Source organism: Enterobacter sp. MGH 33 (genome assembly GCF_000534535.1).
GTDB lineage: Bacteria > Pseudomonadota > Gammaproteobacteria > Enterobacterales > Enterobacteriaceae > Enterobacter > Enterobacter hormaechei_C.
In genome coordinates, this window is record NZ_KI973212.1 from 3,904,610 (window position 1) to 3,928,570 (window position 23,961).

Annotated in this window: 26 protein-coding genes; 14 read left to right on the forward strand and 12 right to left on the reverse strand. The window is 56.1% G+C overall.

Annotated features, from left to right (window positions below):
* Window positions 1–127 precede the first annotated feature (127 nt).
* Both L379_RS0124275 and L379_RS05910 read left to right on the forward strand, forming a co-directional pair.
* Window positions 128–427 (forward strand): type II toxin-antitoxin system RelE/ParE family toxin, encoded by a 300-nt coding sequence (locus L379_RS0124275; RefSeq protein ID WP_032654718.1) that lies wholly within the window; start codon window positions 128–130, stop codon window positions 425–427.
* Window positions 428–437: 10 nt separating this feature from the next.
* The gene (locus L379_RS05910; RefSeq protein WP_032654721.1) at window positions 438–803 is read left to right on the forward strand and encodes a HigA family addiction module antitoxin; all 366 of its coding nucleotides are present in this window, start codon (window positions 438–440) and stop codon (window positions 801–803) included.
* A gap of 26 nt (window positions 804–829) precedes the next feature.
* Here L379_RS05910 and L379_RS05905 read toward each other — a convergent pair whose 3' ends face one another.
* Both L379_RS05905 and L379_RS05900 read right to left on the reverse strand, forming a co-directional pair.
* Complete coding sequence (locus tag L379_RS05905; RefSeq protein ID WP_017382758.1) at window positions 830–2,011, reverse strand: aminotransferase-like domain-containing protein; 1,182 nt, start codon at window positions 2,009–2,011, stop codon at window positions 830–832.
* 20 nt (window positions 2,012–2,031) lie between these two features.
* Complete coding sequence (locus L379_RS05900) at window positions 2,032–2,919, reverse strand: LysR substrate-binding domain-containing protein (RefSeq protein ID WP_032654725.1); 888 nt, start codon at window positions 2,917–2,919, stop codon at window positions 2,032–2,034.
* A 97-nt stretch (window positions 2,920–3,016) separates the two neighbouring features.
* Between L379_RS05900 and L379_RS05895 the strand changes: the two genes are divergently transcribed.
* Window positions 3,017–3,619, forward strand: coding sequence for a short chain dehydrogenase (locus tag L379_RS05895; RefSeq protein WP_032654728.1), 603 nt, complete (start codon window positions 3,017–3,019; stop codon window positions 3,617–3,619).
* Here L379_RS05895 and L379_RS05890 read toward each other — a convergent pair.
* From L379_RS05890 to L379_RS05860, 7 genes are all read right to left on the reverse strand, one after another.
* Window positions 3,616–4,347, reverse strand: coding sequence for a class I SAM-dependent methyltransferase (locus tag L379_RS05890; RefSeq protein WP_017382760.1), 732 nt, complete (start codon window positions 4,345–4,347; stop codon window positions 3,616–3,618). The genes L379_RS05895 and L379_RS05890 overlap by 4 nt on opposite strands.
* 125 nt (window positions 4,348–4,472) lie before the next feature.
* Window positions 4,473–5,852, reverse strand: a complete 1,380-nt coding sequence (locus L379_RS05885; RefSeq protein WP_032654730.1) for an amidohydrolase family protein — start codon at window positions 5,850–5,852, stop codon at window positions 4,473–4,475.
* A gap of 1 nt (window position 5,853) precedes the next feature.
* Entirely contained in the window at window positions 5,854–6,810 is a 957-nt protein-coding gene (locus tag L379_RS05880) for a carbamate kinase family protein (protein WP_032654733.1), read from the reverse strand.
* Window positions 6,807–8,387, reverse strand: coding sequence for a hypothetical protein (locus tag L379_RS05875; protein WP_032654735.1), 1,581 nt, complete (start codon window positions 8,385–8,387; stop codon window positions 6,807–6,809). Before L379_RS05875 ends, L379_RS05880 begins: the two co-directional genes overlap by 4 nt.
* Window positions 8,388–8,398: 11 nt before the next feature.
* Window positions 8,399–9,814: a YlbE family protein gene (locus L379_RS05870; RefSeq protein ID WP_032654737.1), complete on the reverse strand. Its 1,416-nt coding sequence runs from the start codon at window positions 9,812–9,814 to the stop codon at window positions 8,399–8,401.
* A complete protein-coding gene (fdrA, locus tag L379_RS05865) occupies window positions 9,814–11,355 on the reverse strand; it encodes an acyl-CoA synthetase FdrA (RefSeq protein ID WP_032654738.1) in 1,542 nt (513 codons plus the stop codon). The genes L379_RS05870 and fdrA overlap by 1 nt, the downstream gene beginning before the upstream one ends.
* A 108-nt stretch (window positions 11,356–11,463) precedes the next feature.
* A complete protein-coding gene (locus L379_RS05860) occupies window positions 11,464–12,069 on the reverse strand; it encodes an ankyrin repeat domain-containing protein (RefSeq protein WP_015571649.1) in 606 nt (201 codons plus the stop codon).
* A gap of 320 nt (window positions 12,070–12,389) precedes the next feature.
* On the opposite strand from L379_RS05860, the gene L379_RS05855 reads away from it, so the two are divergent.
* Window positions 12,390–13,319 carry a LysR substrate-binding domain-containing protein gene (locus L379_RS05855; protein WP_023295311.1) on the forward strand — a complete coding sequence of 310 codons (930 nt, stop codon included), beginning with the start codon at window positions 12,390–12,392 and terminating at the stop codon, window positions 13,317–13,319.
* On the opposite strand, the gene L379_RS05850 is transcribed toward L379_RS05855, so the two are convergent.
* Complete coding sequence (locus tag L379_RS05850; protein WP_003862203.1) at window positions 13,316–13,474, reverse strand: YqaE/Pmp3 family membrane protein; 159 nt, start codon at window positions 13,472–13,474, stop codon at window positions 13,316–13,318. The genes L379_RS05855 and L379_RS05850 overlap by 4 nt on opposite strands.
* Window positions 13,475–13,816: 342 nt before the next feature.
* On the opposite strand from L379_RS05850, the gene L379_RS05845 reads away from it, so the two are divergent.
* Entirely contained in the window at window positions 13,817–13,996 is a 180-nt protein-coding gene (locus tag L379_RS05845) for a hypothetical protein (RefSeq protein ID WP_032654739.1), read from the forward strand.
* Window positions 13,997–14,033: 37 nt separating this feature from the next.
* On the opposite strand, the gene stpA is transcribed toward L379_RS05845, so the two are convergent.
* Window positions 14,034–14,438 carry a DNA-binding protein StpA gene (stpA, locus tag L379_RS05840; protein WP_022651717.1) on the reverse strand — a complete coding sequence of 135 codons (405 nt, stop codon included), beginning with the start codon at window positions 14,436–14,438 and terminating at the stop codon, window positions 14,034–14,036.
* 496 nt (window positions 14,439–14,934) lie between these two features.
* Between stpA and alaE the strand changes: the two genes are divergently transcribed.
* On the forward strand, window positions 14,935–15,384 hold the full coding sequence (gene alaE / locus L379_RS05835) for an L-alanine exporter AlaE (protein ID WP_015571653.1): 450 nt from the start codon (window positions 14,935–14,937) through the stop codon (window positions 15,382–15,384).
* Window positions 15,385–15,416: 32 nt separating this feature from the next.
* Here alaE and L379_RS05830 read toward each other — a convergent pair whose 3' ends face one another.
* Complete coding sequence (locus tag L379_RS05830; protein WP_006811693.1) at window positions 15,417–15,761, reverse strand: DUF2002 family protein; 345 nt, start codon at window positions 15,759–15,761, stop codon at window positions 15,417–15,419.
* A gap of 158 nt (window positions 15,762–15,919) precedes the next feature.
* On the opposite strand from L379_RS05830, the gene L379_RS05825 reads away from it, so the two are divergent.
* The 8 genes from L379_RS05825 to proX all read left to right on the forward strand — a co-directional run bounded on the left by L379_RS05825 (window position 15,920) and on the right by proX (window position 23,820).
* The gene (locus tag L379_RS05825; RefSeq protein WP_017382769.1) at window positions 15,920–16,246 is read left to right on the forward strand and encodes an ElaB/YgaM/YqjD family protein; all 327 of its coding nucleotides are present in this window, start codon (window positions 15,920–15,922) and stop codon (window positions 16,244–16,246) included.
* A 243-nt stretch (window positions 16,247–16,489) separates the two neighbouring features.
* The gene (gene nrdH, locus L379_RS05820) at window positions 16,490–16,729 is read left to right on the forward strand and encodes a glutaredoxin-like protein NrdH (RefSeq protein WP_017382770.1); all 240 of its coding nucleotides are present in this window, start codon (window positions 16,490–16,492) and stop codon (window positions 16,727–16,729) included.
* A complete protein-coding gene (nrdI, locus tag L379_RS05815; protein WP_015571656.1) occupies window positions 16,726–17,136 on the forward strand; it encodes a class Ib ribonucleoside-diphosphate reductase assembly flavoprotein NrdI in 411 nt (136 codons plus the stop codon). Before nrdH ends, nrdI begins: the two co-directional genes overlap by 4 nt.
* A complete protein-coding gene (gene nrdE / locus L379_RS05810; protein ID WP_032654741.1) occupies window positions 17,109–19,253 on the forward strand; it encodes a class 1b ribonucleoside-diphosphate reductase subunit alpha in 2,145 nt (714 codons plus the stop codon). Before nrdI ends, nrdE begins: the two co-directional genes overlap by 28 nt.
* Before the next feature lie 9 nt (window positions 19,254–19,262).
* Window positions 19,263–20,222 carry a class 1b ribonucleoside-diphosphate reductase subunit beta gene (nrdF, locus tag L379_RS05805; protein WP_017382773.1) on the forward strand — a complete coding sequence of 320 codons (960 nt, stop codon included), beginning with the start codon at window positions 19,263–19,265 and terminating at the stop codon, window positions 20,220–20,222.
* 333 nt (window positions 20,223–20,555) lie between these two features.
* Window positions 20,556–21,758, forward strand: a complete 1,203-nt coding sequence (proV, locus tag L379_RS05800; RefSeq protein ID WP_022649131.1) for a glycine betaine/L-proline ABC transporter ATP-binding protein ProV — start codon at window positions 20,556–20,558, stop codon at window positions 21,756–21,758.
* A complete protein-coding gene (gene proW / locus L379_RS05795; RefSeq protein ID WP_015571659.1) occupies window positions 21,751–22,815 on the forward strand; it encodes a glycine betaine/L-proline ABC transporter permease ProW in 1,065 nt (354 codons plus the stop codon). Before proV ends, proW begins: the two co-directional genes overlap by 8 nt.
* A gap of 9 nt (window positions 22,816–22,824) precedes the next feature.
* Window positions 22,825–23,820 carry a glycine betaine/L-proline ABC transporter substrate-binding protein ProX gene (gene proX, locus L379_RS05790; protein ID WP_017382774.1) on the forward strand — a complete coding sequence of 332 codons (996 nt, stop codon included), beginning with the start codon at window positions 22,825–22,827 and terminating at the stop codon, window positions 23,818–23,820.
* Window positions 23,821–23,961 lie beyond the last annotated feature (141 nt).

A 23,961-nucleotide genomic window follows, 5' to 3' on the forward strand; every position in this document is an offset into this window, starting at 1 on the left:
AGTCATGCATCACACTTCCCTTCAGCCATGACCAGGGTAATATTACTCGCAGACAAAACGCACTTGCGCACAGTGCGGGAGTGCATTACTATCCACTCAGCTTCAAGGACTGGAGCTTACCAGCATTATGATTAATCATTATCGGGATCAATGGCTTGAGGATTTTTTTCTCTACGGGAGATCGAGCAATGTTATTCCTTTGAATCTGGAAACAGCGCTTGCAAGAAAGCTCGACATCATCAATGCGGCCATGTCGCACCTGGATTTACGATCGCCACCGGGCAATATGTATGAAGCATTGAGTCCTCCGTTGAAGGGATATTCCTCTATCCGGGTAAACAGACAATACAGGCTTGTATTTCGCTGGTCAGCGGGAAAAGCAGACGATCTCTATCTCTCTCCACACAAGTACACGCAACACAAGTGAGGCATCACCTATGACACTTCAACAGGCACTCCGCAAACCCACCACGCCGGGCGAGGTGTTGCAGTATGAGTATCTTGAACCGCTCAATCTGAAAATCAACGATCTGGCAGAGATGCTAAATGTACACCGCAATACCGTAAGCGCATTGGTCAATAACAATCGCAAACTTACTGCCGATATGGCGATCAAACTGGCAAAAGCCTTTAATACCACTATTGAATTTTGGCTGAACTTACAGCTAAACGTTGATATCTGGGAAGCGCAATCTAACTCCCGCACGCAGGAGGAGTTAAGCCGGATAAAAACCGTTGCGGAAGTCATGGCGAAGCGAAAACTTGGCAAGCCAGACGTTACCCTGCACGGGAACAGCGCATAACGGCATCTGCCATTATGCGCATCCCGTTACAGGGAAATTTTGAGGCGTCGAACCGCTTCTTTAAGCTGCTCATCCGTTGGGGTAACGAAAGACATGCGCAGCGTGGTATGGTCCGGCTCGTTGCAGTAGAAGAACTCACCCGGCACAAACACGACGCCGTTGCTCAACGTTTTTTCCAGCCATTTCGTCGTATTGATGCCGTTGTTCATTTTCGCCCACAGGAACATGCCGCCCTTTGGCTTGTGGAACGACATCACGTCGCCCAGCTCGGCTTCCAGTTCCGTTGCGAACGTCTGGTATTTCTGGCGATAGGCTTCGCGGATCATTTTAATCTGATTCGCCAGACGACCGGTTTTCAGATACTCGTACGTCATCAGCTGCGACAGCGTGCTGGTGTGCAGATCGGTGGTTTGCTTGAGGTTCACCACCGCGCGCTTCAGCCACTCCGGCACCAGCACCCAGCCCACGCGGGTGCCCGGCGCGAGGATTTTAGAGAAGGTGGAGGTGTACACCACGTTATCCTCATTGCCGATATCTTTGGCATGAGCAATCAGCGGGCGGAACGCTTCGTCGGTGTAGTTGATCTCGCTGTACGGGTCGTCTTCGATAATCACGAAGTCATAGCGCTTCGATAATTCCACCAGCTGTTTACGACGCGCTTCGGAGAGCGTCACGCCGCCCGGGTTACCAAAGGTTGGCACGATATAAACCGCTTTGATGGTTTTGGTGGCTACCAGCGCTTCAAGTTCATCCACTTTCATGCCGTCACCGTCGGTGCCGACGGATTCAAAATTCGCCTGCGCCAGGCCAAAGACCTGCAACGCGGCGAGGTAGGTAGGCCGCTCCACGACGACCGTATCGCCCGGGTTAATTAACGCCCGCGCCAGCACGTCAAGCGATTGTTGCGAGCCGGAAGTAATGACCACGTCATCGGCTTTACAGGCGATGCCGCGACCTTCACAGATGCGTTGGATCTCTTCGCGCAGCCCCGGGACGCCTTCCGTCAGGCCATACTGGAACGCTTCGCCAAAATGCTGAGACAGCACGGCATCAGCAGCGATTTTTAAACCCTCATGATCGAACAGGTCCGGATTTGGAATACCGCCACCCAGCGAAATCACGCCTGCCATTTTGCTATGTTTTAATAATTCACGGATGGCAGAGGATTGCAGGCCCTGCGCGCTGCTGGCGAGTTTGTTTGCAGACATTCTTTACTTACCTTCTTTTTTTATATTGTGCCCAATCTTAGCAGAATATGGGCAATAAATTCCGTTAGCTTAGGCAGCGGCCGCAAATCCTGACGCCACAGTAAATGCACCGGCCTCGGCGCGGGCGTAAACGATTCCAGAACCCGAACCAGCCTGCCGCTCGCCAGCTCTTCCGCCACCAGCACTTCCGGTTGCAGCAGGAGTCCCGCCCCGGCTCGCGCCGCCATGCGTAAGCCGTAGCCGTCATTGCATCGTAAGACGGCATCACGCTTCCAGCGCACTTCGCCTTCCACTCCCGGCAGCCGCCACTCGTTACGCGCCGTCCAGACCGTGTGCGACAGGCACAGGTGATCCACCAGATCGGCTGGCGTTTGCGGCGTACCGTGACGCGCCAGATAATCCGGCGCGGCGCAGATCACCATGTTGTAGGGACACAGATATTTCGCCACCAGATCCTCATTACGGATCTCACCGATACGAATGGCCAGATCGACCCCTTCCTCTACCAGATCCACCATTCGGTTGGTGAGATCCAGTTCGATGCGCACTTCCGGGTAACGCTGCAAAAACGTGGCCGTCAGAGGCGCGATAACGCAGCCGCCAAACGAGGTAGGCGCCGTCACGCGCAGGGTGCCGGCGGGCGTGGTTCGCAGACGCTCAACCGCGTTTTCAGCAATCGAGACCTGCTCCAGCACGCGCCTGGCCTCTTCGAAATAAACGCGTCCGGCATCCGTCAGGCTCTGGCGACGGGTGTTGCGCTCCAGCAGCCGCGTACCGAGCTGCGATTCCAGCTGCGCAATATACTTCCCGACCATTACCGCCGACATCTCCAGCCGGGCCGCCGCGCCGGTAAAGCTGCCGCTTTCCACCACCGCGATGAACGTCTCCATGCCGCGAAGCTTATCCATATTACGAACCTCTGGTTAGCAATCTTCTAACATCAGCCCAGTTTATCTGAATTTTTATTTATTAAAGAATGAAGGCTCACAACATAAGGAGTCTGCTATGAAAATCGTCATTATTGGTGCCAGCGGTACGGTCGGTCATGCTGTGACAGAAGAGCTAAGCCGTCGCCACGAGGTGATCCGCGTGGGTCGCACGCAGGGCGATCATCAGGTGGATATCACCTCGCAGGCGAGCGTGCAGGCGCTGTTCAAAAAGATCGGTCCGGTGGATGCGATTGTCTCAGCCAGCGGAGGGTTGCACTTCGGCCCGCTCTCAACCATGACCGACGGCGAGTTCAACCAGGGTTTGCAGGATAAGCTGCTGGGGCAGGTTCGTCTGGCGCTGACCGGCCAGCACTACCTGAACGAAGGTGGCTCGATTACGCTGATAAGCGGGATTGTGGCGCACGAGCCGATTGCCCAGGGCGTGAATGCCACCACGGTTAACGCCGCGCTGGAAGGGTTTGTGCGCGCCGCGGCCTGTGAACTGCCGCGCGGTATTCGCATTAATCTGATCAGCCCGACGGTGCTGACCGAATCCGCCGAAGCGTACGACGGCTTCTTCCCGGGCTTTGAAAGCGTTCCCGCCGCGACCGTTGCGCAGGCTTACCGCCGCAGCGTCGAAGGGGTGCAGAGCGGGCGGGTGTATAAAGTCGGTTATTAAGCCTTACGGGCGGCGATCAGCACCAGCATCGGGCGCTCTGCCTCTTCTGCCAGCGCGGGCCAGGCGTCAATTTGCGCCTGCGTTGGTCCCCACTCATTGACTTCGCTTATTGTTAATCCGGCCTTGATCAGCGCGTTAAGCGTGGTGCCCAGCGTACGGTGGTATTTAATCACCCCGTCTGCCAGCCAGTTGCTGACGCGCTGGCTTTCGTCCTGATAATGGTTCACGCCCCAGAACCGCTCGCCGCTGTTGTCCGTCAGCCAGCCCTGACGGGAGGCGCAGGTGTAAATCGGGTGCTCCATAGAGAAGACCAGGCAACCGCCGGGTTTAAGCGCGCGCTGAACGTGGGCAAATAATGTGTTCAGTTCCGGCAGATAGTGCAGCGCCAGCGAGCTATAGACCAGATCGAGGCTGTTCTCGTTGAGCTTGAGAGACTCCAGATCGCTACGCTGATAGTGAATCTGTGGATCGGCGGTGAGCTCCACTGCGCGAGCGAGCATCTTTTCGGAGATATCCACGCCCGTGACGTCAGACGCGCCCAGCTCACGCGCCGCGCGGCAGAACCAACCATAGCCGCAGCCAAGATCGATAACCGATTTGCCGGTTAAATCCGGCAGCATCGCCCTGAGCGCAGGCCACTCCGGCGCGCCGTCCAGCCCCTGCACCGAGCGCGGAAGCTGAGCGTAGCCTTCGAAAAACGCCGGATTGTCGTAGATGTTTTGTGCCATGGCAGATCCCTCTTTAAGAATGTGCATAGCAGTATACTGCATTGTCGGGTGGCGGCTTCGCCTTACCCGACCTACAAAATCTCCGAACCGTAGGCCGGGTAAGCGCAGCGCCACCCGGCACCACATTAGCCCACAGAGCCCCAGACCAGATTCCCCTTATGGAACGTCGCGGTACGCGGAGAGATGCGTGCCACGGCCTCGGCGGAACAGGAGGCATCCACCAGCACAAAGCTGGCGTCATCCTGCGCTTTCGGCCACACGCGCTCACCTTTATCGTTTAGCGGCAGCACGTCGCCGGTGGCGATGCCCAGCGCGCGCGAAAGCGTCTGCTCATTCGGGCGAATATAGAGCTGTGCATAGAGGTTGGCTTTCTCCAGCATGTCCCCCAGACCGTACGGCGACCAGTGGTCGATCACGCTGTCGGTACCGGTCATGACAAACACGCCTTTATCACGCAGCTGCTTCAGCGGCATGTGCAGAGTGCCAATCGGCACGGTGGAGGCGATGGTCACCTGTTGTGCCGCCATGCGGGTGGCGATCTCATCCACCTCTTGCTCGTTAAGCGTCGCCAGGGCGAAGGCGTGGCTGATGGTCAGCTTCCCCTTCAGCGCCGGCGTTTTCTCCACGGTTTGTACCATGTAGTTCACCGCCGCCACGCCCCCCGGGCTGGTTTCATGCAGATGGATATCCACCCCTTTGTCATAATCCAGCGCAATCTGGAACATGGTGTCGAGGGATTTCTCCATCGCGCCGTCGACGTTGGTCGGGTCCAGCCCGCCCACGTAATGCGCCCCCGCCTGCATCGCCTCGCGCATCAGCTTTTCAGAATGAGACAGCAGCAGGCCGTGCTGCGGGAAGGCAACGATTTCGCAGTCAAAGCCTGCGCCCCGGCGCGCCAGTACCGCCTGCAAATTTTCCAGGTTTTTCAGGCCGGAAACCGGCTCTATGTTGCAGTGGCTGCGGGCGATGGTTGACCCTTTGGACTGGAGCAGGTCGATCAGCTTTTCGGCGCGTTCTTGCGTGTAGGGCTGTAACTCCGGCAGCAGCTTCTGCTCCAGGCGGATCATGTCCTGAATGGTGGTGCCCGCCGGACGGTTCAGGGAGCGCCACGGGCCGCCGTAGAAGGTTTTATCCAGATGGATGTGCATGTCGCGCATCGCCGGGAGCATCAGCTTTTTGCCCGCGTCGAAGTGCGGCAGGGTCGCGTCCGCGTGGCTGTTGTTGTCGCGCAGGGCGACGATTTTCCCGTCTTTGATTTCCAGCGTTTTCAGCTCGGTGCGGGTACTTGTCGCCACGCTGCCGTCGAAGTTAAACCCGGCTTCCAGCAGCACGTTGTCGAGATAGTAATGTTTTGCGGTGATGTTCATCGGTTTACCCGTCTCGCAGGTTGCCTTTGCTGAATCGGCAGCATACGCGACGGAACCCGTGGCGCCAAACAGCGCGCAGGCGGTAACCATTTTGCCGCTCTGGCTGATAAACTCGCGGCGGCTTTTATTCTCACTCATCTTATCTTCCTTCATTAATAATGTGGGTACCCGTTTCACCGCGCAGCGCCGCGGGCAGGCAGTCCGGCGAGGTAATGATTACCCTCCTGCCGCCATGGCGTAAAAATTCCAGCGAGGCGACGATTTTCGGCAACATGCTGCCCGCCGGAAAATGCCCTTCTTCCATGTAGCGCGTCATCTGCGCCACGTTCACCGTGCTCAGCGCCTGTTGATTCGGCTTGCCGAAGTGGATGCACACTTTCTCCACGCCGGTGGTGATCACCAGCACGTCGGCGCGGATCTCGCGCGCCAGCAGCGCGGTGGAGAGATCTTTATCTATCACCGCGTCCACGCTCTGGTAATCGCCCTGTTCACTGCGCACCACAGGAATGCCTCCGCCGCCCGCGCCGATCACCACAAATCCTTTCTGCGTCAGCGCCTTGATGGCATCCGACTCAACGATGCGCCGCGGCTGCGGTGAAGCCACCACGCGGCGATAGCCCCGGCCTGAATCCTCAACAAAATGCCAGTCCGGGTGCGCAAGTTGCATTTCGTCGCGCTGCGCCTCGCTGAAGAACGCGCCGATGGGTTTCGTCGGGTGCGTAAAGCCAGGATCGTTTTTATCCACCTCCACCTGGGTGACGACCGTGACCGCTTTTTGTTCCCCGCGCGCCGCCAGGCGGTTGTTGAGCGCCTGCTGGATCAGGTAGCCGATCCCGCCCTGGGTATCCGCCACGCAGTTTGCCAGCGGGGTCAGCGGCAGCCCTTCCCGCTCGTGGGCGATTTCGGCGCGGCGCAGATCCAGCCCCACCTGGGGGCCATTGCCGTGGGTGAGCACGATGTCATAGTCCGAGGCCAGCATTTCGAGCACCGACTCTGCCACCGCTTTGACCGCCTGCGCCTGATGCTCAATCGACTGGCTGGCGTTGTCTTTGATAATGCTGTTGCCGCCGATGGCGACGACCATAAGCTCTTTCATTTTGTTTCCTTTAGAAGGTGCGTTCTGGTGCCCTCATCCCGGCCCTCTCCCACAGGGAGAGGGGGATTAACAGAGGTATCCAGCACATGCTTCACCACAAACATCCCGCCCATCATCAGGTAGGCCGTGACGAACATCAGGGAACTGCCCTCGGCAAAGCCCACCACCGGCGCGTGGATCACCCCAAACAGCGCCAGCAGCGCTCCACCGGCCGCCGCGACGGCCCCACGCAGCGGTTTGTTGATAATGGCGAAGATGGCGATACAGCCCCAGAGCATGCTGGCGAGCGGCGCGCCGTTGCCGAGATGCATCAGGCCTTCGTAGTAGATCCCCTTGCTGTGCAGCACGTCGGTGCCGATTTTCGCCGCGCTGGTCCCCGCCGCGCTCATCACGCTGTTCATCATGGTCAGCGCCCAGTTGGCGATCCACGGGAACAGGCAGATGAAGATAACGGGCACCTCCACTTTCGGGGTCTCCCTCACCACCTGGTTGGCGGTGACGACGCCGATAAACACCAGAATCGGCACGATAGCGGTCATCGGTATGATGGCGAGCATAAACGCCCCAAGCCCGAACAGCGGCACGATGAACATGGTCACACCGGACGCCAGGGTGTAGCCGATGCTGGCGCCCATCGCTTTCCAGCCCGGATGGCCGACGTAGACCGTGACCGGGAACGGATTGCCCATCAGGCAGCCGAGCATCGAGGCCAGACCGTTCGCCAGCATTACCTTGCGGGTCGGGTATTCATCCCCTGCCGCATGGGCGCTTTCGATGTTCTCCAGGTCAAAGATGTAGTTCGCCAGCCCCAGCGGTACGGCGGACGCCAGATACGGCAGCGCGTGCGGCAGCCCCTGCATAAAGCTGTCCACGTGCACTTCCGGCGGGTTAAAGCCGAAGGATGACATGGACGCTTTAATGGCATCCGGGCTTTGCAGGCCGGAGATCCACGCAAGCAGAGTACCGGCAATTAACAGCAGCAGGCCGGTCGGGATACGGGCGAAAATCGGCTTTTTACCGAACCAGTTAATGAAGATCAGCAGCAGGACGATAAACGACACGGTCGGCGCTTCGAACGCCTGCAACATCGGGTTCATCGCCAGCAGCAGCAGGCCAAGACCGGACAGGCACGACAGCAGCACGGTACGCGGGATCATCTTGCGGATGGTTTCCCCCAGGAAGGAACCGCCCGCGAGGATCATCGCTTCCACAAAGCACCACACCAGGCCAATCTGAATCGCGAAATCCGCATCGCCGGTTTGCTGGTAAACCGGCATTAAGACCAGGAAGGTCACGGTAAAAATCGACGGCGCGCTTGGGCCGGACGGCAGCGCGGTGACGTCCGTTCGTCCGGTGGCGCGCGCCATTTGCAGGCCAAACCACGTATAGCAAAGACTCGCCACCAGCACCGCCAGCCCGAAGGCTGGCGCGATGCGTCCATAAACAATCTCCTTCGGGATGCCGACGACAAAAATGAGCAGCCCCATCATGGTCAGCAAATTGGTCAGGTTGTTGGTCATCAACCCGAAATAAGCTGCCCAGTCACCTCTTTTCCACTCCAGTTTCATGTTTTTCATGGATGCATACCTTATAGAACGTAGCGATCGCGGAAGGTTAACAGCGCCTTTTCAAAACAGCTAAACGGCGGGTGAACAATGCCCGCCCCAATCATGCCGATCCCGGCGTCCTTGTGGGCAATGGCGGTATTAATGACCGGCAGAATGCCGCTGCCCGCGACCTTCATGATGTCGATGGCGGTCGGGATGCCCATAAACGACAGCAGCGGAATGGTGACGTTCGGGTTTTCGCCGAGGGTGATTTCGCGCATCTGGCGAGAAAAATCGATGGCTTCCTCCACCGTGCCGCCCACCAGCGCAACGATGGCCGGGGCCGTCGCCATTGCAAAGCCGCCGATGCCGTAGGTTTCGGTAATCGCGCTGTCGCCGATATCCAGCCCGGAGTCTTCCGGCTTATAGCCCGCGAACATCGGGCCGATCACCTGCTGCGCCGGGCCGGTGAACCACTGCCCCGGCAGGCCGGAAACGCGCAGGCCGAACTCGTAGCCGTTGCGCGCCATGGTGGTGACGACGGTGCTGTACTCAATGCCGTGAGCGGCATCCAGCGCGGCCTTACACATCGCCATCCACGTCGGACCGGAGAAGTAGTCGCTGCTGGCGACAAACTCGAACACTTCACGCTGCTGCGCCACCGGATAGCCCGCCTGGATCAGCCCCGGCGTCAGCGCCTGAATAAGCAGCGTGGTGCCCGCGTTGTTGCGGTTGTGGCACTCGTCGCCCATGTGCAGCGCCTGGGCCAGCATCAGGCGCAGGTCGATTTCGCCGATAATCTTCATCGCGTCGCGCAGCATCGGGCCGAGCACGTTGCGCATCCAGTTCAGGCGCTCGATCACGCTCTGGTCGTTAGCCCCCATGCGCAGGATCTTCGCCATCTGCTCGCTGAGGTTGGTGAAGGCGCGGTTGCCGTAGGTTTTGTTCTCAACGATGTGCATAAACATCGACGCGGAGGTGACGCCCGCCATCGAGCCCACGCAGTCATGCTCGTGGCAAGGCGAGAACGTAATATCTCCGGAGGCGGCGATCCTTGCCGCATCGTCCAGATCTTTCGCCAGCCCTTCAAACACCAGCGCCCCGGTGACCGCACCCTTCATTGCCCCGCACATGTTCTCCCAGGTAACAGGCGGACCGGCGTGCAGAATGGTCGTGCGGGTCATGCCCGGCACCACGTTGATGGCCTGGTCATAGCCCACCAGCACCGGATGGGACTGAATAATCCGCTCAAGGGCAATTTTGTTCGCGGCGGCAATTTTCTCCGCCAGCGGTTTTTCCGCCAGCCGATCCAGCGCGTCCACCACCTGCATATTGCCCTGCCCCGGCGGCGTCCAGTCGAGATGGGTCACGGGAACGTGCTGTTTTTTGAGGTCGTCGCTGAACATCGCAATCCCGACGTTAATCACGTTCAGCGGCTGGTTGAATAAGGTCGTCATTATGCTCTCTCCCCTTTGCAGACAAATTCGCGTGCCAGTAATCCGGTATTGGTGCTGCTGCTGGCCCAGATGACGCCTGCGTCAGTCAGCAGCTGGCACTGCTGCGCCAACGACTGCGGATCCTGATCGGTGCCGAGCACGTAGCCGAGAATTTCCAGCGGACGGTTGTCGGCTTTCGCGATCGCCTGTGCCTCTTTGATCGCCTCGATCATCACCCCCACCGGATCGTCATGCGCGCCAAAGCCGAGCACGAAATCCATCACGATCACCCCCACCTGCGGATCGCGCGCCTCCTGTAGCAGGCGGCTGATGCGGTTGGTCGGGTCGATCATCGGGTGTGGCTTGCCGTTGGTGAAGTCATCGTCACCGAAATCAAGGAAGGTGTGGGTCTGGCTGACGCTGATATCTTTCAGACGCCTGGCCGGGTCCGGCTGGATGTTGCTGTAAACATCGTCAAACTTCTCCAGCGCGGCAAACATCGCTTCGTCGCACAGGGTGCCGCCGCAGAACAGGCCGCGAATGTACTTCTGCTGCGGCGTCAGGCGGGCGCGTACCTCTTCGATTAGCGGCCAGTTGAGCGGATGTAAATCCAGGGTGTCTTTTTTAATGCCGGTAAGCAGCACCGCTTTCAGGGCCGCCTCTTTGGTGCCACGAGCAAACTGTAAACGGTCTTCATCGGCAGGCGGTTCGTTGCGGCCCAGGAAGCACACAACCACAGGCTTGCGGCAGGCGCGTGCCCGGGCCAGTACTTTCTCAGCCACCGCGGGTGCAGGCGGTTTGGAGATGAGCGCTATCACCCGGGTCGCGTCGTCCACCTCCAGCATGTCGATGGCATCGAGCATCATCAGGCCGCCGATCTTCTCGCTGAGATCGCGTCCGCCGGTGCCAATCAGCTGCGACACGCCGCCGCCGAACTCGTGAATGCGCACGCTCAGCTCCTGGCTGCCGGTGCCGGAGGCACCAACGATGCCAATCTGCCCGCGACGCACCGCATTGGCGAAGCACAGCCCCGCGCCGTTGATAATGGCGGTGCCGCAGTCTGGCCCCATCATCAGCAGACCCTTTTCATGCGCCAGCTGCTTCAGCGCCAGCTCGTCGTCGAGCGATACGTTATCGGAGAACAGCATCACGTTAAGATCGTTTTCCAGCGCCTGGCGCGCTTCCCGTGCGGCGAAGGTGCCGTTGACGGAAATCACCGCAAGGTTGCTGTCCGGACGATGGGTTTTGGCGCTGGCAATCGTCGCGTAGCGTGCTTCATGGGAGCCAGTGCGCTCTTTACGCGTGAATAACGCTTCAATGGCGGCGAGGGTTTCCTCATTCGCCGCGTCGCCTTTAATAACGATCATCAGGTCGCCGTTTTTCGCGTCCGTTAATTCCGGCGTTAATAGCCCGAGGTTTTTTAATACCCCTTTGTTCATTTCCGTCGCCATCGCCACAAACGCCTGCTCGACGCCCGGCAATTTATTGGCTTTGGTGGAAACCGACATTAAGGAAACCGAATCGAAATACGTATTCTTTTTTATGACGATTTTGGTTGGCATTATTTTCACCTGTTTAAGATAAAAGGGGGCCGCCGTCGTGCTAAATGCACGTCGGTAACAATGCGTTTATTGATTAACGGCCAGCCAGGGGAAGGCTGACCGAATGCACTATGCGCCTGCCGCCAGCAGCAGGTCTGCGATCGCGTTGAAGCCTTTTTCCCGCGCCAGTTCGAGCGGGGTTTTGCCGTATTTATCGGTCATGTGCGGGTTCGCGCCGTGATCGAGCAGCAGCTTCACAATTTCCTGCTGCTTTGCGCCGCCGTCGTTTAATACGATGGCCTCCAGCAGCGGCGTCCAGCCGACAAAATTGGTGTGGTTGACGTTGATGTCGGTTTTTTCCAGCAGCTCACGCACGATTTCAACGTGCCCTTTTTCACTGGCAGGGGTAATGCCCACGCCGCCAAAGCGCGTCAGACGATCGAGATCCGGATTTGCCGGAAGGACAATGCGCAGCAGGGTTAAATCATTGGTCAGGCAGCCGATCAGGAAGGGGTTAAAACAGGTCTGGTCCTGTTTATCGATATCCGCCCCGGCGGCAATTAAAAACTCCACACAGGCGTAATGCTTTTTCAGGCTGGCAATAATAATGGCGGTTCTTTTCTGGCGGTTGGTCGCGTTAATATCCACGCCTTTCTCCAGGCAGGCTTTTAGCGCGTCGATATTGCCCTCTTCTGCCGCCAGCAGAAATTCTGTAACCAGTGCAGTTGCAGACATATTCAGACTCCCTATGTTTCACTTCTGATGACCTGAGAATAGCAACAGCCTGGTCATAAAAGAATCCGCTTAAAAATGATTCATCGACACGCAATTCATTGTTGAGTTAAATTCAACGGTCCGGGAGAAATGTGCGTCTGTGCAACCTTTTTCTTATGTTTTACCGCTTTTACGCGCTTCAGGCTGCATTATCCTTATGGCTGAAAAAGCCTTACACAGCGCGGTTCTACGTAAAAATCCAGAACTGTGATCGACATCAACTATGATGTAACGCCGCTGTTAAAATATGTTCAAAACTGATGGTCACCAGGAGCCATAATATGAATTCCATCTTTACCGAAGAGAATTTGCTGGCCTTCACCACCGCGGCACGTTTTGGCAGTTTTAGCAAAGCGGCTGCCGAGCTGGGCGTAACCACCTCCGCCATCAGTTACACCATCAAACGCATGGAGACCGGACTGGACGTGGTGCTGTTTGTACGCAACACGCGCAGCATTGAGCTGACCGAATCCGGTTTTTATTTTTATCGTAAAGCGACCGACCTGCTGAATGACTTTCATGCCATCAAGCGCGGGATTGATACCATTTCTCAGGGCATTGAGACGCGGGTGCGCATCTGCATAAACCAGCTTTTGTATACGCCACGCCATACCGCGCGTTTGCTCCAGGTGCTGAAAAAACAGTTTCCCACCTGCCAGATCACAGTGACGACCGAGGTGTATAACGGCGTCTGGGATTCCATCATTAATAATCAGGCCAATATCGCCATTGGCGCGCCGGATACGCTGCTGGACGGCGGCGGCATTGATTACACCGAGATAGGGGCGATCCGCTGGGTATTTGCCATCGCGCCCACGCATCCGCTGGCGTTCGCCCCGGAGCCCATTTCCGAAAGTCAGCTGCGTCTGTATCCCAATATCATGGTCGAGGACACCGCGCATACCATCAACAAGAAGGTGGGCTGGCTGCTTCACGGTCAGGAGGCGATTCTGGTGCCGGACTTCAACACGAAATGCCAGTGTCAGATCCTGGGGGAAGGTATTGGCTTTTTACCGGAATATATGACGCGTGAGGCGGTGGAGGAAGGGCTGCTGGTAACGCGGCGGATCAATAATCCACGTCAGGATTCGCGCATGCTGCTCGCCACGCAGCATGCGGCGACCGGTCAGGTCACGCGCTGGATCAAACAGCAGTTTGGCCCGGAAGGCGTGCTGACCCGGATCTACAGTGACTTACTGTGGCGTACCTAGCTCTTCGTCTGAACCCAAAACGCGTGGATAAGACCGGGGAAGTAGCCCAGGATGGTCAGAAGGATATTCAGAATAAACGCCCAGCCCAGCCCCTTGCCAAGCAGCACGCCCAGCGGCGGGAGAATAATCGTAAAAACAACGCGCCAAAAACCCATAAAAAACTCCGTGCAAGCTAACCAATTGAAAATTATAAAAGACACTTCTCTAAGCGTAGCCAGTTTACGGTTAACTGCCATGCGTCTCTCGCGCTTTTACCTGCCTTTACCCTCTTTACACTGGCTTAAACCCCCGCCTTAAATGCTCTACTGTTCTGAAATTGACCTTAAGGAAACGCAATGTCTCTTTCTCTTATTTCGCCGCAGCAGGCAAACGCGCTGATTGCTGAAAGTGATGCCGTGGAACCGACGTACCTGATAAGGAGTATCTGAAAGATTAGGCTGTACCCCGCCCCCGGACGTGGGCTATGGTGAAGATCATGACAATGATGAGGAGGTGCTATGTTTTCTGTCGGTGATTATGTCCAACCGCGTCAGGGCGGTCCGAAACTGAAAGTGCTCGAAGTGAATGGTGAAAGCATTGTGGCTGTGCAGGCCAGCAATGAGCAGGGCGAGAAATATCACCTGAAAGCGGCGGATGTGGTTCTGTACTCCGAAGAAGGTGACTTTGGCGTCTGCTAAGTCAATAAACGGGCGGAATACACCGCCCGAATAATCATCAGATCAGGAAATCGTCCAGCGATTTACCGTTTGCCAGTGCGGTTGCAATTGGCTTTGGCGTACGCCCCTGGCCAGTCCAGGTTTTTTCTTCACCGTTCGCGTCAATAAAACGATATTTCGCCGCACGCGCTTTACGTTTTTTCGTCGGCTGACCCGCCTGCGCCAGATCACTGCCTAACAGATCGCTCGGAGAAATACCGTCAGCTTTCATCAGTTCCAGCAGAGCATTAATTTTATCCTGCTGTTCAGCGCGTTGACGCTCTAATTCAGCCTGCTCGCTGCGTTTTTCTTCAGTGACAATCCGGAATTTTTCCAGCACTTCTTCCAGAACATCCATGGATAATTCACGTGCCAGCGCCCGGAGGGTACGAATATTATTAAGATTCTGTAACGTTAAAGCCATAATAATGAAAAACCTTTCTTCGTGTGTATAACATAAATCAAGCAACAGAATAATTGATTTTTGTTCTGATATCTACCCACCCTGACGTTTTGACATTATTGTAAATGTTTTAGAATATCCCGTTAATATAACCCCGAAATATATGTCTGTTTTAATGCGTAATATACCGCCCTTCCCCAGGCCAAAAACCCCTGTTTAAAACAGTTCAAAAAACCGCCTCCACTCTCCCACACAACAGAGGTTTTACACGCGCACTGATAAACTAATCCATTGATTTATTTTAATAAAATATGGACAAGGAGAGAAAATAACGAAGCGCGCAAAAAATGCACAACTTTAGAGAATTTTATGGCTAAAGCGCCAGTAAATAAAAATTAATCACTACTTGTTAGTTAAAAGCCAGAGAGATACGCTATACACTCATAACAAACCAACCTAAAGCACTAAGGGCCGCAGGTAAAACGCCACTTTTTTGTCCTGTTCGAGGAGTTCAGACATGTTCTCACCGCAGTCTCGCCTGCGCCATGCGGTAGCGGATACGTTCGCGATGGTCGTTTACTGTTCCGTCGTGAATATGCTGATTGAAATTTTCCTGTCGGGAATGTCCTTTGAGCAATCCCTCTCGTCGCGCCTGGTGGCCATTCCGGTGAATATCATGATTGCCTGGCCGTACGGCCTGTATCGCGATGCAGTGATGCGTTTAGCCCGGCGTATTAGCCCGGCGGGTTGGGTAAAAAACCTGGCGGACGTGCTGGCTTACGTAACGTTCCAGTCCCCGGTGTATGTGGTTATTTTGCTGACGGTGGGCGCAGACTGGCATCAAATCGCCGCTGCGGTAAGTTCAAATATCGTGGTATCCATGCTGATGGGTGCGGTGTACGGTTACTTTCTTGACTACTGCCGCCGCCTGTTTAAAGTCAGCCCTTATAGCCAGGCAAAAGCGTAAGGTAAGGCGACTGGCTCAGGCCAGTCGCAGAGTTATTGTACGTCGCCAAACAGCCCTTTCAGGAACCGCTCCAGCGCCATACGCGAGCTGAAACCGTGCGGAATACCATAATGTTCATGCGTCTCGCCGCCTAAATAGAGCGGAAATTGCTGATAATGATCGCAGGTTTTAATATCCGAGGCGGGCTCAGCAAATGACAGGCTTCTGTCTTTGAGTGTCGGGTGAATAATGAGAGCAGTACGCCCCATTCTTGCTTCACGGTTGACGTAAACATAATTCTCACCACGGCGATATCCGTACGCTTTTGATGTTACCTCATCCATAGTGAACCCTTCTTTTTCAAGAACGCGCGCCACCTCATCGGGTCGTAAATACATATCTTTTCCTCATTATCATTCCTGCCCGGCAACCTTACAGTATTCAGCATTAGCAGGGCTTTCAGAATATTCCATAAACTGCCCGATAAGCCGTGACTCGCTTCAGATATTACATTTCTGGACTAAACTAAACGGGAACACAAATTATGGAGGATCGTATGTTTAACAGACCGAACCGAAACGATATTAATGACGACACACAGGATATTCGTAACGATGTCAGCCAATTAGCGGACACGCTGGAAGCCGTATTGAAATCCTGGGGCTCTGACGCGAAGGACGAAGCAGATGCCGCGAAACGTAAGGCTCAGTCTCTGCTGCGTGAAACGCGGGCAAGGATGAATGGCCGCTCACGTACCACTCAGGCGGCCTGCGACATGGCCAGCTGCGCCACCACCTTCGTACGTGAAAAACCACTTTGTACGCTGGGAACGGTCGCGGCGGTCGGGATTTTTGTCGGCGCCCTACTTAGCCTGCGTAAGTAAGCGCGCGTTCTCAGCCCCGGTCGCCTCAGGCGCCGGGGCTTTTCTTTGCCTGACAGCCTGAAAAACCCGCACAGCCCGCCCTGCCCCGCCAGGCTCATCGTTGGGGCCTTATTAATCTGTATTTCCCATATCTTGTGTGGTTGAAAATTATCGCAACTACATCTAGTATTCCCTTTAGCAAGACACACACAACATGACGCGTTTACTCGCGCCGTTCTCTCATTCTAAATGGAAATACGAATCATGAGCATTATTATTTACACTCGTAACGATTGTGTTCAGTGCCACGCCACGAAACGGGCGATGGAGAGCCGCGGCGTGGCATTTGAGATGGTCAATATTGATCAGGTGCCCGACGCGGCAGACACCCTGCGGGCGCAGGGGTTTCGTCAGCTTCCGGTTGTCGTTGCCGGCGACACCAGCTGGTCTGGCTTCCGTCCGGACATGATCAACCGCCTTGCCGCTCAGGGCGTCAGTGCATGAGCACGCTGGTCTACTTTTCCAGCAGCTCGGAAAACACGCTTCGGTTTATGGAGCGTCTCGGGCTGCCCGCGATACGCATTCCGCTGAACGAGCGGGAGCGTATTCAGGTAGACGAACCCTACATTCTGGTGGTGCCCAGCTATGGCGGTGGCGGCACCGCAGGGGCTGTGCCTCGTCAGGTGATCCGCTTTCTGAACGATCCCCATAACCGGCAGCTGATTCGCGGCGTGATCGCCGCAGGCAATCGCAACTTCGGCGAGGCCTTTGCCCGCGCCGGGGATGTCATCTCTCAAAAATGCGGCGTGCCGTATCTCTATCGTTTTGAACTGATGGGGACACAGCAGGACGTAGAGAACGTGCGTAAAGGAGTGAACGAATTTTGGCAACGACAACCGCAGAACGCGTGATTCAGGCGACGCCGGATTACCACGCATTAAACGCCATGCTAAACCTCTATGACCGGGAGGGGCGCATTCAGTTTGGCAAAGATCATGAGGCGGTGGACGCCTTTTTTGCCGCTCATGTACGCCCGAACAGCGTCGTCTTTGGCAGCCAGCAGGAACGTCTCGACTGGCTGGTAAAAGAGGGTTATTACGAAGAGCGTGTCCTGACACGCTACGACCGCGCCTTCGTGGTGGCATTGTTTGAACGGGCGCACGCCAGCGGTTTTCGCTTCCAGACGTTTCTCGGCGCGTGGAAGTATTACACCAGCTACACCCTGAAAACCTTTGACGGCAAACGCTATTTAGAAAGCTTTGAAGATCGGGTGGTGATGGTGGCGCTGACGCTGGCGCAGGGCGATGAAGCGCTGGCCGAAAGACTCACGGAGGAGATCCTCTCCGGTCGCTTCCAGCCCGCCACGCCAACGTTCCTTAACTGTGGGAAAGCCCAGCGCGGCGAACTGGTCTCCTGCTTCCTGCTGCGTATTGAAGACAATATGGAGTCGATTGGCCGTGCGGTGAATTCGGCGCTACAGCTTTCGAAACGCGGCGGCGGCGTGGCGTTTCTGCTCTCGAACCTGCGGGAAGCGGGCGCGCCGATTAAGCGCATCGAAAACCAGTCTTCCGGCGTCATCCCGGTGATGAAGATGCTGGAAGATGCCTTCTCATACGCCAACCAGCTCGGCGCACGTCAGGGCGCGGGCGCGGTTTATCTGCACGCGCACCATCCGGACATTCTGCGTTTTCTGGATACCAAACGTGAAAACGCCGACGAAAAGATCCGCATCAAAACCCTGTCGCTCGGCGTGGTGATCCCGGATATCACGTTTAAGCTGGCTAAAGAGAATGCCGACATGGCGCTCTTCTCACCGTATGACGTTGAGCGGATTTACGGCAAAGCCTTTGGCGACGTGGCGATAAGCGAGCTGTACGACGAGCTGGTGGCCGACGATCGCATTCGCAAAAAAACCATCAACGCCCGCGATTTCTTCCAGACGCTGGCTGAAATTCAGTTTGAGTCCGGCTATCCGTACATCATGTACGAGGACACGGTGAACCGCGCTAACCCGATTGCCGGGCGCATCAACATGAGCAATCTGTGCTCGGAGATTTTGCAGGTCAACAGCGCGTCCAGCTACGACGAAAACCTCGACTACGCGGACGTGGGCAAGGATATCTCCTGTAACCTCGGGTCGCTGAATATTGCCCATACCATGGATTCACCCGATTTTGGCCGCACGGTAGAGACCGCCATTCGCGGGCTGACGGCGGTATCGGACATGAGCCACATCCGCAGCGTACCGTCCATTGAGGCGGGCAACGCTGCGTCGCATGCCATCGGCCTTGGGCAGATGAACCTGCACGGCTATCTGGCGCGGGAGGGCATCGCCTACGGTAGCCCGGAAGGGCTGGATTTCACCAACCTTTATTTCTACACCATCACCTGGCATGCGCTGCATACCTCGATGATGCTGGCGCGCGAACACCACCAGCGGTTCGCAGGCTTTGAGCAGTCCCGCTACGCCAGCGGAGAGTATTTCAGCCAGTATCTGGAAGGCGACTGGCAGCCGAAAACCGAAAAAGTACGCGCGCTGTTTGCCCGCGCTGGCATCACCCTGCCGACGCGTGAGATGTGGCAACAGCTGCGTGAAGAGGTGATGCGCTACGGCATTTATAACCAGAACCTTCAGGCGGTGCCGCCAACCGGCTCCATTTCCTATATCAATCACGCCACGTCGAGCATCCACCCCATCGTGTCGAAGATTGAAATCCGTAAGGAAGGCAAAACCGGGCGTGTCTACTACCCTGCCCCGTTTATGACCAACGAGAATCTGGCGCTGTACCAGGACGCCTATGAGATTGGCCCGGAAAAGATCATTGATACCTACGCCGAGGCGACTAAACATGTGGATCAGGGGCTGTCACTGACGCTCTTCTTCCCGGACACCGCCACCACGCGGGATATCAACAAAGCGCAGATCTACGCCTGGAAGAAAGGCATCAAAACGCTGTACTACATTCGCCTGCGCCAGCTCGCGCTGGAAGGCACCGAAATTGAAGGCTGCGTGTCCTGCGCGCTGTAAGGAGAAAGGATGAAACTGTCACGCGTAAGTGCCGTTAACTGGAACAAAATTCAGGATGATAAAGACCTGGAGGTCTGGAACCGCCTGACCAGCAACTTCTGGCTGCCGGAAAAGGTCCCGCTCTCCAACGATATTCCGGCCTGGCAAACCCTGAGCCATGCCGAGCAGCAGCTGACAATCCGCGTCTTTACCGGCCTGACGCTGCTGGACACCATTCAGAATACCGTGGGTGCGCCCGCGCTGATGAGTGATGCGCTGACCCCGCACGAAGAGGCGGTAATGTCGAATATCAGCTTTATGGAGGCGGTCCATGCCCGCTCCTACAGCTCGATTTTCTCCACCCTGTGCCAGACCAGAGACGTGGACGCGGCCTACGCCTGGAGTGAAGAGAGCGCGTCATTGCAGCGCAAGGCAGATCTGGTGCTGGAATATTACCGGGCCGACGAGCCGCTGAAGAAGAAGATCGCCAGCGTGTTCCTGGAATCTTTCCTCTTCTATTCCGGCTTCTGGCTGCCTATGTACTGGTCGAGCCGGGGCAAGCTCACCAACACCGCCGATTTGATTCGCCTCATCATCCGCGATGAAGCGGTACACGGGTATTACATCGGCTATAAGTATCAGAAAGGGCTGGAGAAAGTCAGCGCGGAAAAACGCGAGGAACTCAAAGGTTTTGCCCTCGATTTACTGATGGATCTGTATGACAACGAGCTGAGCTATACCGAAGAGCTGTACGCCGGAACGGGCTGGGAAGAGGACGTAAAAGCCTTCCTCTGCTATAACGCCAACAAGGCGCTGATGAACCTGGGCTACGAAGCGTTATTCCCACCAGAAATGGCGGAGGTGAACCCGGCGATCCTCGCGGCGCTGTCGCCCAACGCCGATGAAAACCACGACTTCTTTTCCGGGTCCGGCTCGTCGTACGTGATGGGTAAAGCGGTGGAGACGCAAGACGAGGACTGGGATTTTTAATGAATGAATTAACGTTCATTAATTAACTCTGCATTTCATTATTTCCAGCCAAATATTCCACTACGTACTACACTGTAATTTCCCCGTCATATTCGCCTGAATCACACCGATTCAGGCGAAATTCTCCCATGCAACAGCAAAAAATTGAGAAAAATTCAAACCGCCCTCAGCCCTTTATTCATGGGAAATTCAGCCGTTTCGCTTGCGGCAAAATTCCGGCCTCAGGCCGGCCCAGGGTTGTCTCAGATTCTGAGTATGTTAGGGTAATGCCAGTTAACTATTTACCATGGTAATCATATCGACATAAACAAATAACAGGACACTCTCTATTGCATGGCAATTAAATTAGAAGTGAAAAATCTTTATAAAGTATTTGGCGAGCACCCGCAGCGTGCTTTCAAATATATTGAGAAAGGCCTTTCGAAAGAGCAAATTCTGGAAAAAACCGGGCTATCGCTTGGCGTTAAAGACGCCAGTCTGGCCATTGAAGAAGGCGAGATTTTTGTCATCATGGGATTATCCGGTTCGGGTAAATCCACTATGGTTCGCCTTCTCAATCGCCTGATTGAACCCACCCGCGGACAGGTGCTGATAGACGGCGTGGATATCGCCAGAATATCAGACGCCGAACTCCGCGAGGTGCGCAGAAAGAAAATTGCGATGGTGTTTCAGTCATTTGCACTGATGCCGCACATGACGGTACTCGATAATACCGCCTTTGGCATGGAGTTAGCCGGCACGCCCGCTCAGGAACGTCAGGAAAAAGCCCTTGATGCACTGCGTCAGGTCGGGCTGGAAAATTATGCTCATGCGTATCCGGATGAACTCTCCGGCGGTATGCGTCAGCGTGTGGGATTAGCGCGTGCATTAGCGATTAATCCGGACATTTTATTAATGGACGAAGCCTTCTCGGCGCTCGATCCCTTAATTCGCACCGAGATGCAGGATGAGCTGGTAAAATTACAGGCCAAACATCAGCGCACCATTGTTTTTATTTCTCACGATCTGGATGAAGCCATGCGTATTGGCGACCGTATCGCCATTATGCAAAATGGTGAAGTGGTGCAGGTCGGCACACCGGATGAAATTCTCAATAATCCGGCGAATGATTATGTGCGCACCTTCTTCCGCGGCGTGGATATTAGCCACGTATTCAGTGCGAAAGATATTGCCCGTCGAACACCAAACGGCATTATTCGTAAAACGCCAGGTTTTGGCCCGCGCTCCGCGCTGAAGCTGTTGCAGGACGAAGACCGTGAATACGGTTATCTGGTTGAACGCGGCAATAAATTTGTCGGCGTGGTCTCCATCGACTCTCTGAAAACCGCCCTGAGCGAAAACCAGGGAATCGATGCGGCGTTGATTGACGCTCCGCTTGCCGTGGACGCCGAAACGCCGCTCAGCGAGTTGCTCTCTCACGTGGGTCAGGCGCCGTGCGCCGTGCCGGTCGTCGGTGAAGAACAACAGTACGTTGGCATCATCTCAAAGCGGATGCTGCTACAGGCTTTAGATCGCGAGGGGACAAACAATGGCTGATCAATCAAACCCATGGGGCACCACTGAAGCAGCGGACAGCGCGGCGCAATCTGCCGATGCGTGGGGGTCGACGCCTGCGCCTGCCGATGGCGGCGGCGCGGCAGACTGGCTCAACAGCGCACCAGCGCCTGCCCCAGAGCATTTCAATATTATGGATCCGTTCCACAAGACGCTGATCCCGCTGGATAGCTGGGTAACGGAGGGGATCGACTGGGTCGTTACCCACTTCCGTCCGGTGTTCCAGGGGATCCGCATCCCGGTGGATTACATCCTGAACGGCTTCCAGCAGCTGATGCTGGGCATGCCCGCGCCGGTGGCGATTATCCTGTTCTCGCTGATCGCATGGCAGTTCGGCAGCGCGGGTATGGGGATCGCCACGCTCATCTCCCTGATTGCCATCGGCGCGATTGGCGCGTGGTCTCAGGCGATGATCACCCTGGCGCTGGTGCTGACCGCCCTGCTGTTCTGCGTGGTGATCGGCCTGCCGATGGGGATCTGGCTGGCGCGCAGCCCCCGGGCCGCGAAGATTATCCGCCCGCTGCTGGATGCGATGCAGACCACGCCAGCGTTCGTTTACCTGGTGCCTATTGTGATGCTGTTCGGCATCGGTAACGTACCGGGGGTGGTCGTGACCATAATCTTCGCCCTGCCACCGATTATTCGCCTGACCATTCTGGGCATTAACCAGGTGCCTGCGGATCTGATAGAGGCATCGCGCTCGTTCGGCGCCAGCCCGCGTCAGATGCTGTTTAAGGTTCAGCTTCCGCTGGCGATGCCGACCATTATGGCAGGTGTTAACCAGACGCTGATGCTGGCGCTGTCGATGGTGGTGATCGCCTCGATGATTGCCGTTGGCGGGTTAGGTCAGATGGTACTGCGCGGCATTGGCCGTCTCGATATGGGGCTGGCGACCGTCGGCGGCGTCGGGATTGTGATCCTCGCCATCATTCTTGACCGCCTGACCCAGGCTGTCGGTCGTGATTCACGTAGTCGCGGCAACCGTCGCTGGTACACCACCGGCCCTGTCGGGTTACTCACCCGCCCATTTACAAAATAAGGAACAACGATGCGACATAACGTACTTTTTGCCACAGCGTTTGCGACCCTTGTCTCCACCAGCGCAGTTGCCGCTGACCTGCCGGGCAAAGGCATTACCGTGCAGCCGGTGCAGAGCACCATTTCGGAAGAGTCCTTCCAGACCCAGATTGTCAGCCGTGCGCTGGAGAAACTGGGCTATACGGTGAATACCGCCAGCGAAGTGGATTACAACGTGGGCTATACCTCCATTGCCTCCGGTGATGCCACCTTTACCGCCGTGAACTGGCAGCCGCTGCACGACGACATGTATGCCGCCGCAGGCGGTGACAAGAAATTCTACCGCGAAGGCACCTTTGTGACCGGCGCTGCGCAGGGATATCTGATCGACAAGAAAACCGCCGATAAATATCACATCACCAATATTGAACAGCTGAAAGATCCGAAGATCGCAAAACTGTTTGATACCAACGGTGACGGTAAAGCCGACATGATGGGCTGTTCGCCGGGCTGGGGCTGTGAAGCGGTGATTAACCACCAGAACAAAGCCTTCGATCTGGCGAAGACCGTCGACGTGAGCCACGGCAATTACTCTGCGATGATGGCCGACACCATCGCCCGCTTTAAAGAAGGAAAGCCGGTGATCTACTACACCTGGACGCCGTACTGGGTGAGCGACGTGCTGAAGCCGGGCAAAGACGTGGTGTGGTTGCAGGTGCCCTTCTCCTCCCTGCCAGGCGAGCAGAAAGATATCGACACCAAACTGCCAAACGGCATGAACTATGGCTTCCCGGTGAACACCATGCATATTGTGGCGAACAAAGCCTGGGCCGAGAAAAACCCGGCGGCGGCGAAGCTGTTCTCGGTGATGAAACTGCCGCTGGCAGACATTAACGCCCAGAACGCGATGATGCACGCGGGTAAATCATCCGAAGCTGATATCAAAGGCCACGTGGATGGCTGGATCAAAGCCCACCAGCAGCAGTTCGATGGCTGGGTGAAAGAGGCGCTTGAGGCGCAGAAGTAAAACATTTTCCCTCACCCTAACCCTCTCCCAGGGGAAGAGGGAACGATGACCACCCTCTCCCCCTGGGAGAGGGTCGGGGTGAGGGGATCAAACCGCACCCAACCTTAACCGCACAATCCACCACGTAACAATTCCCCAACA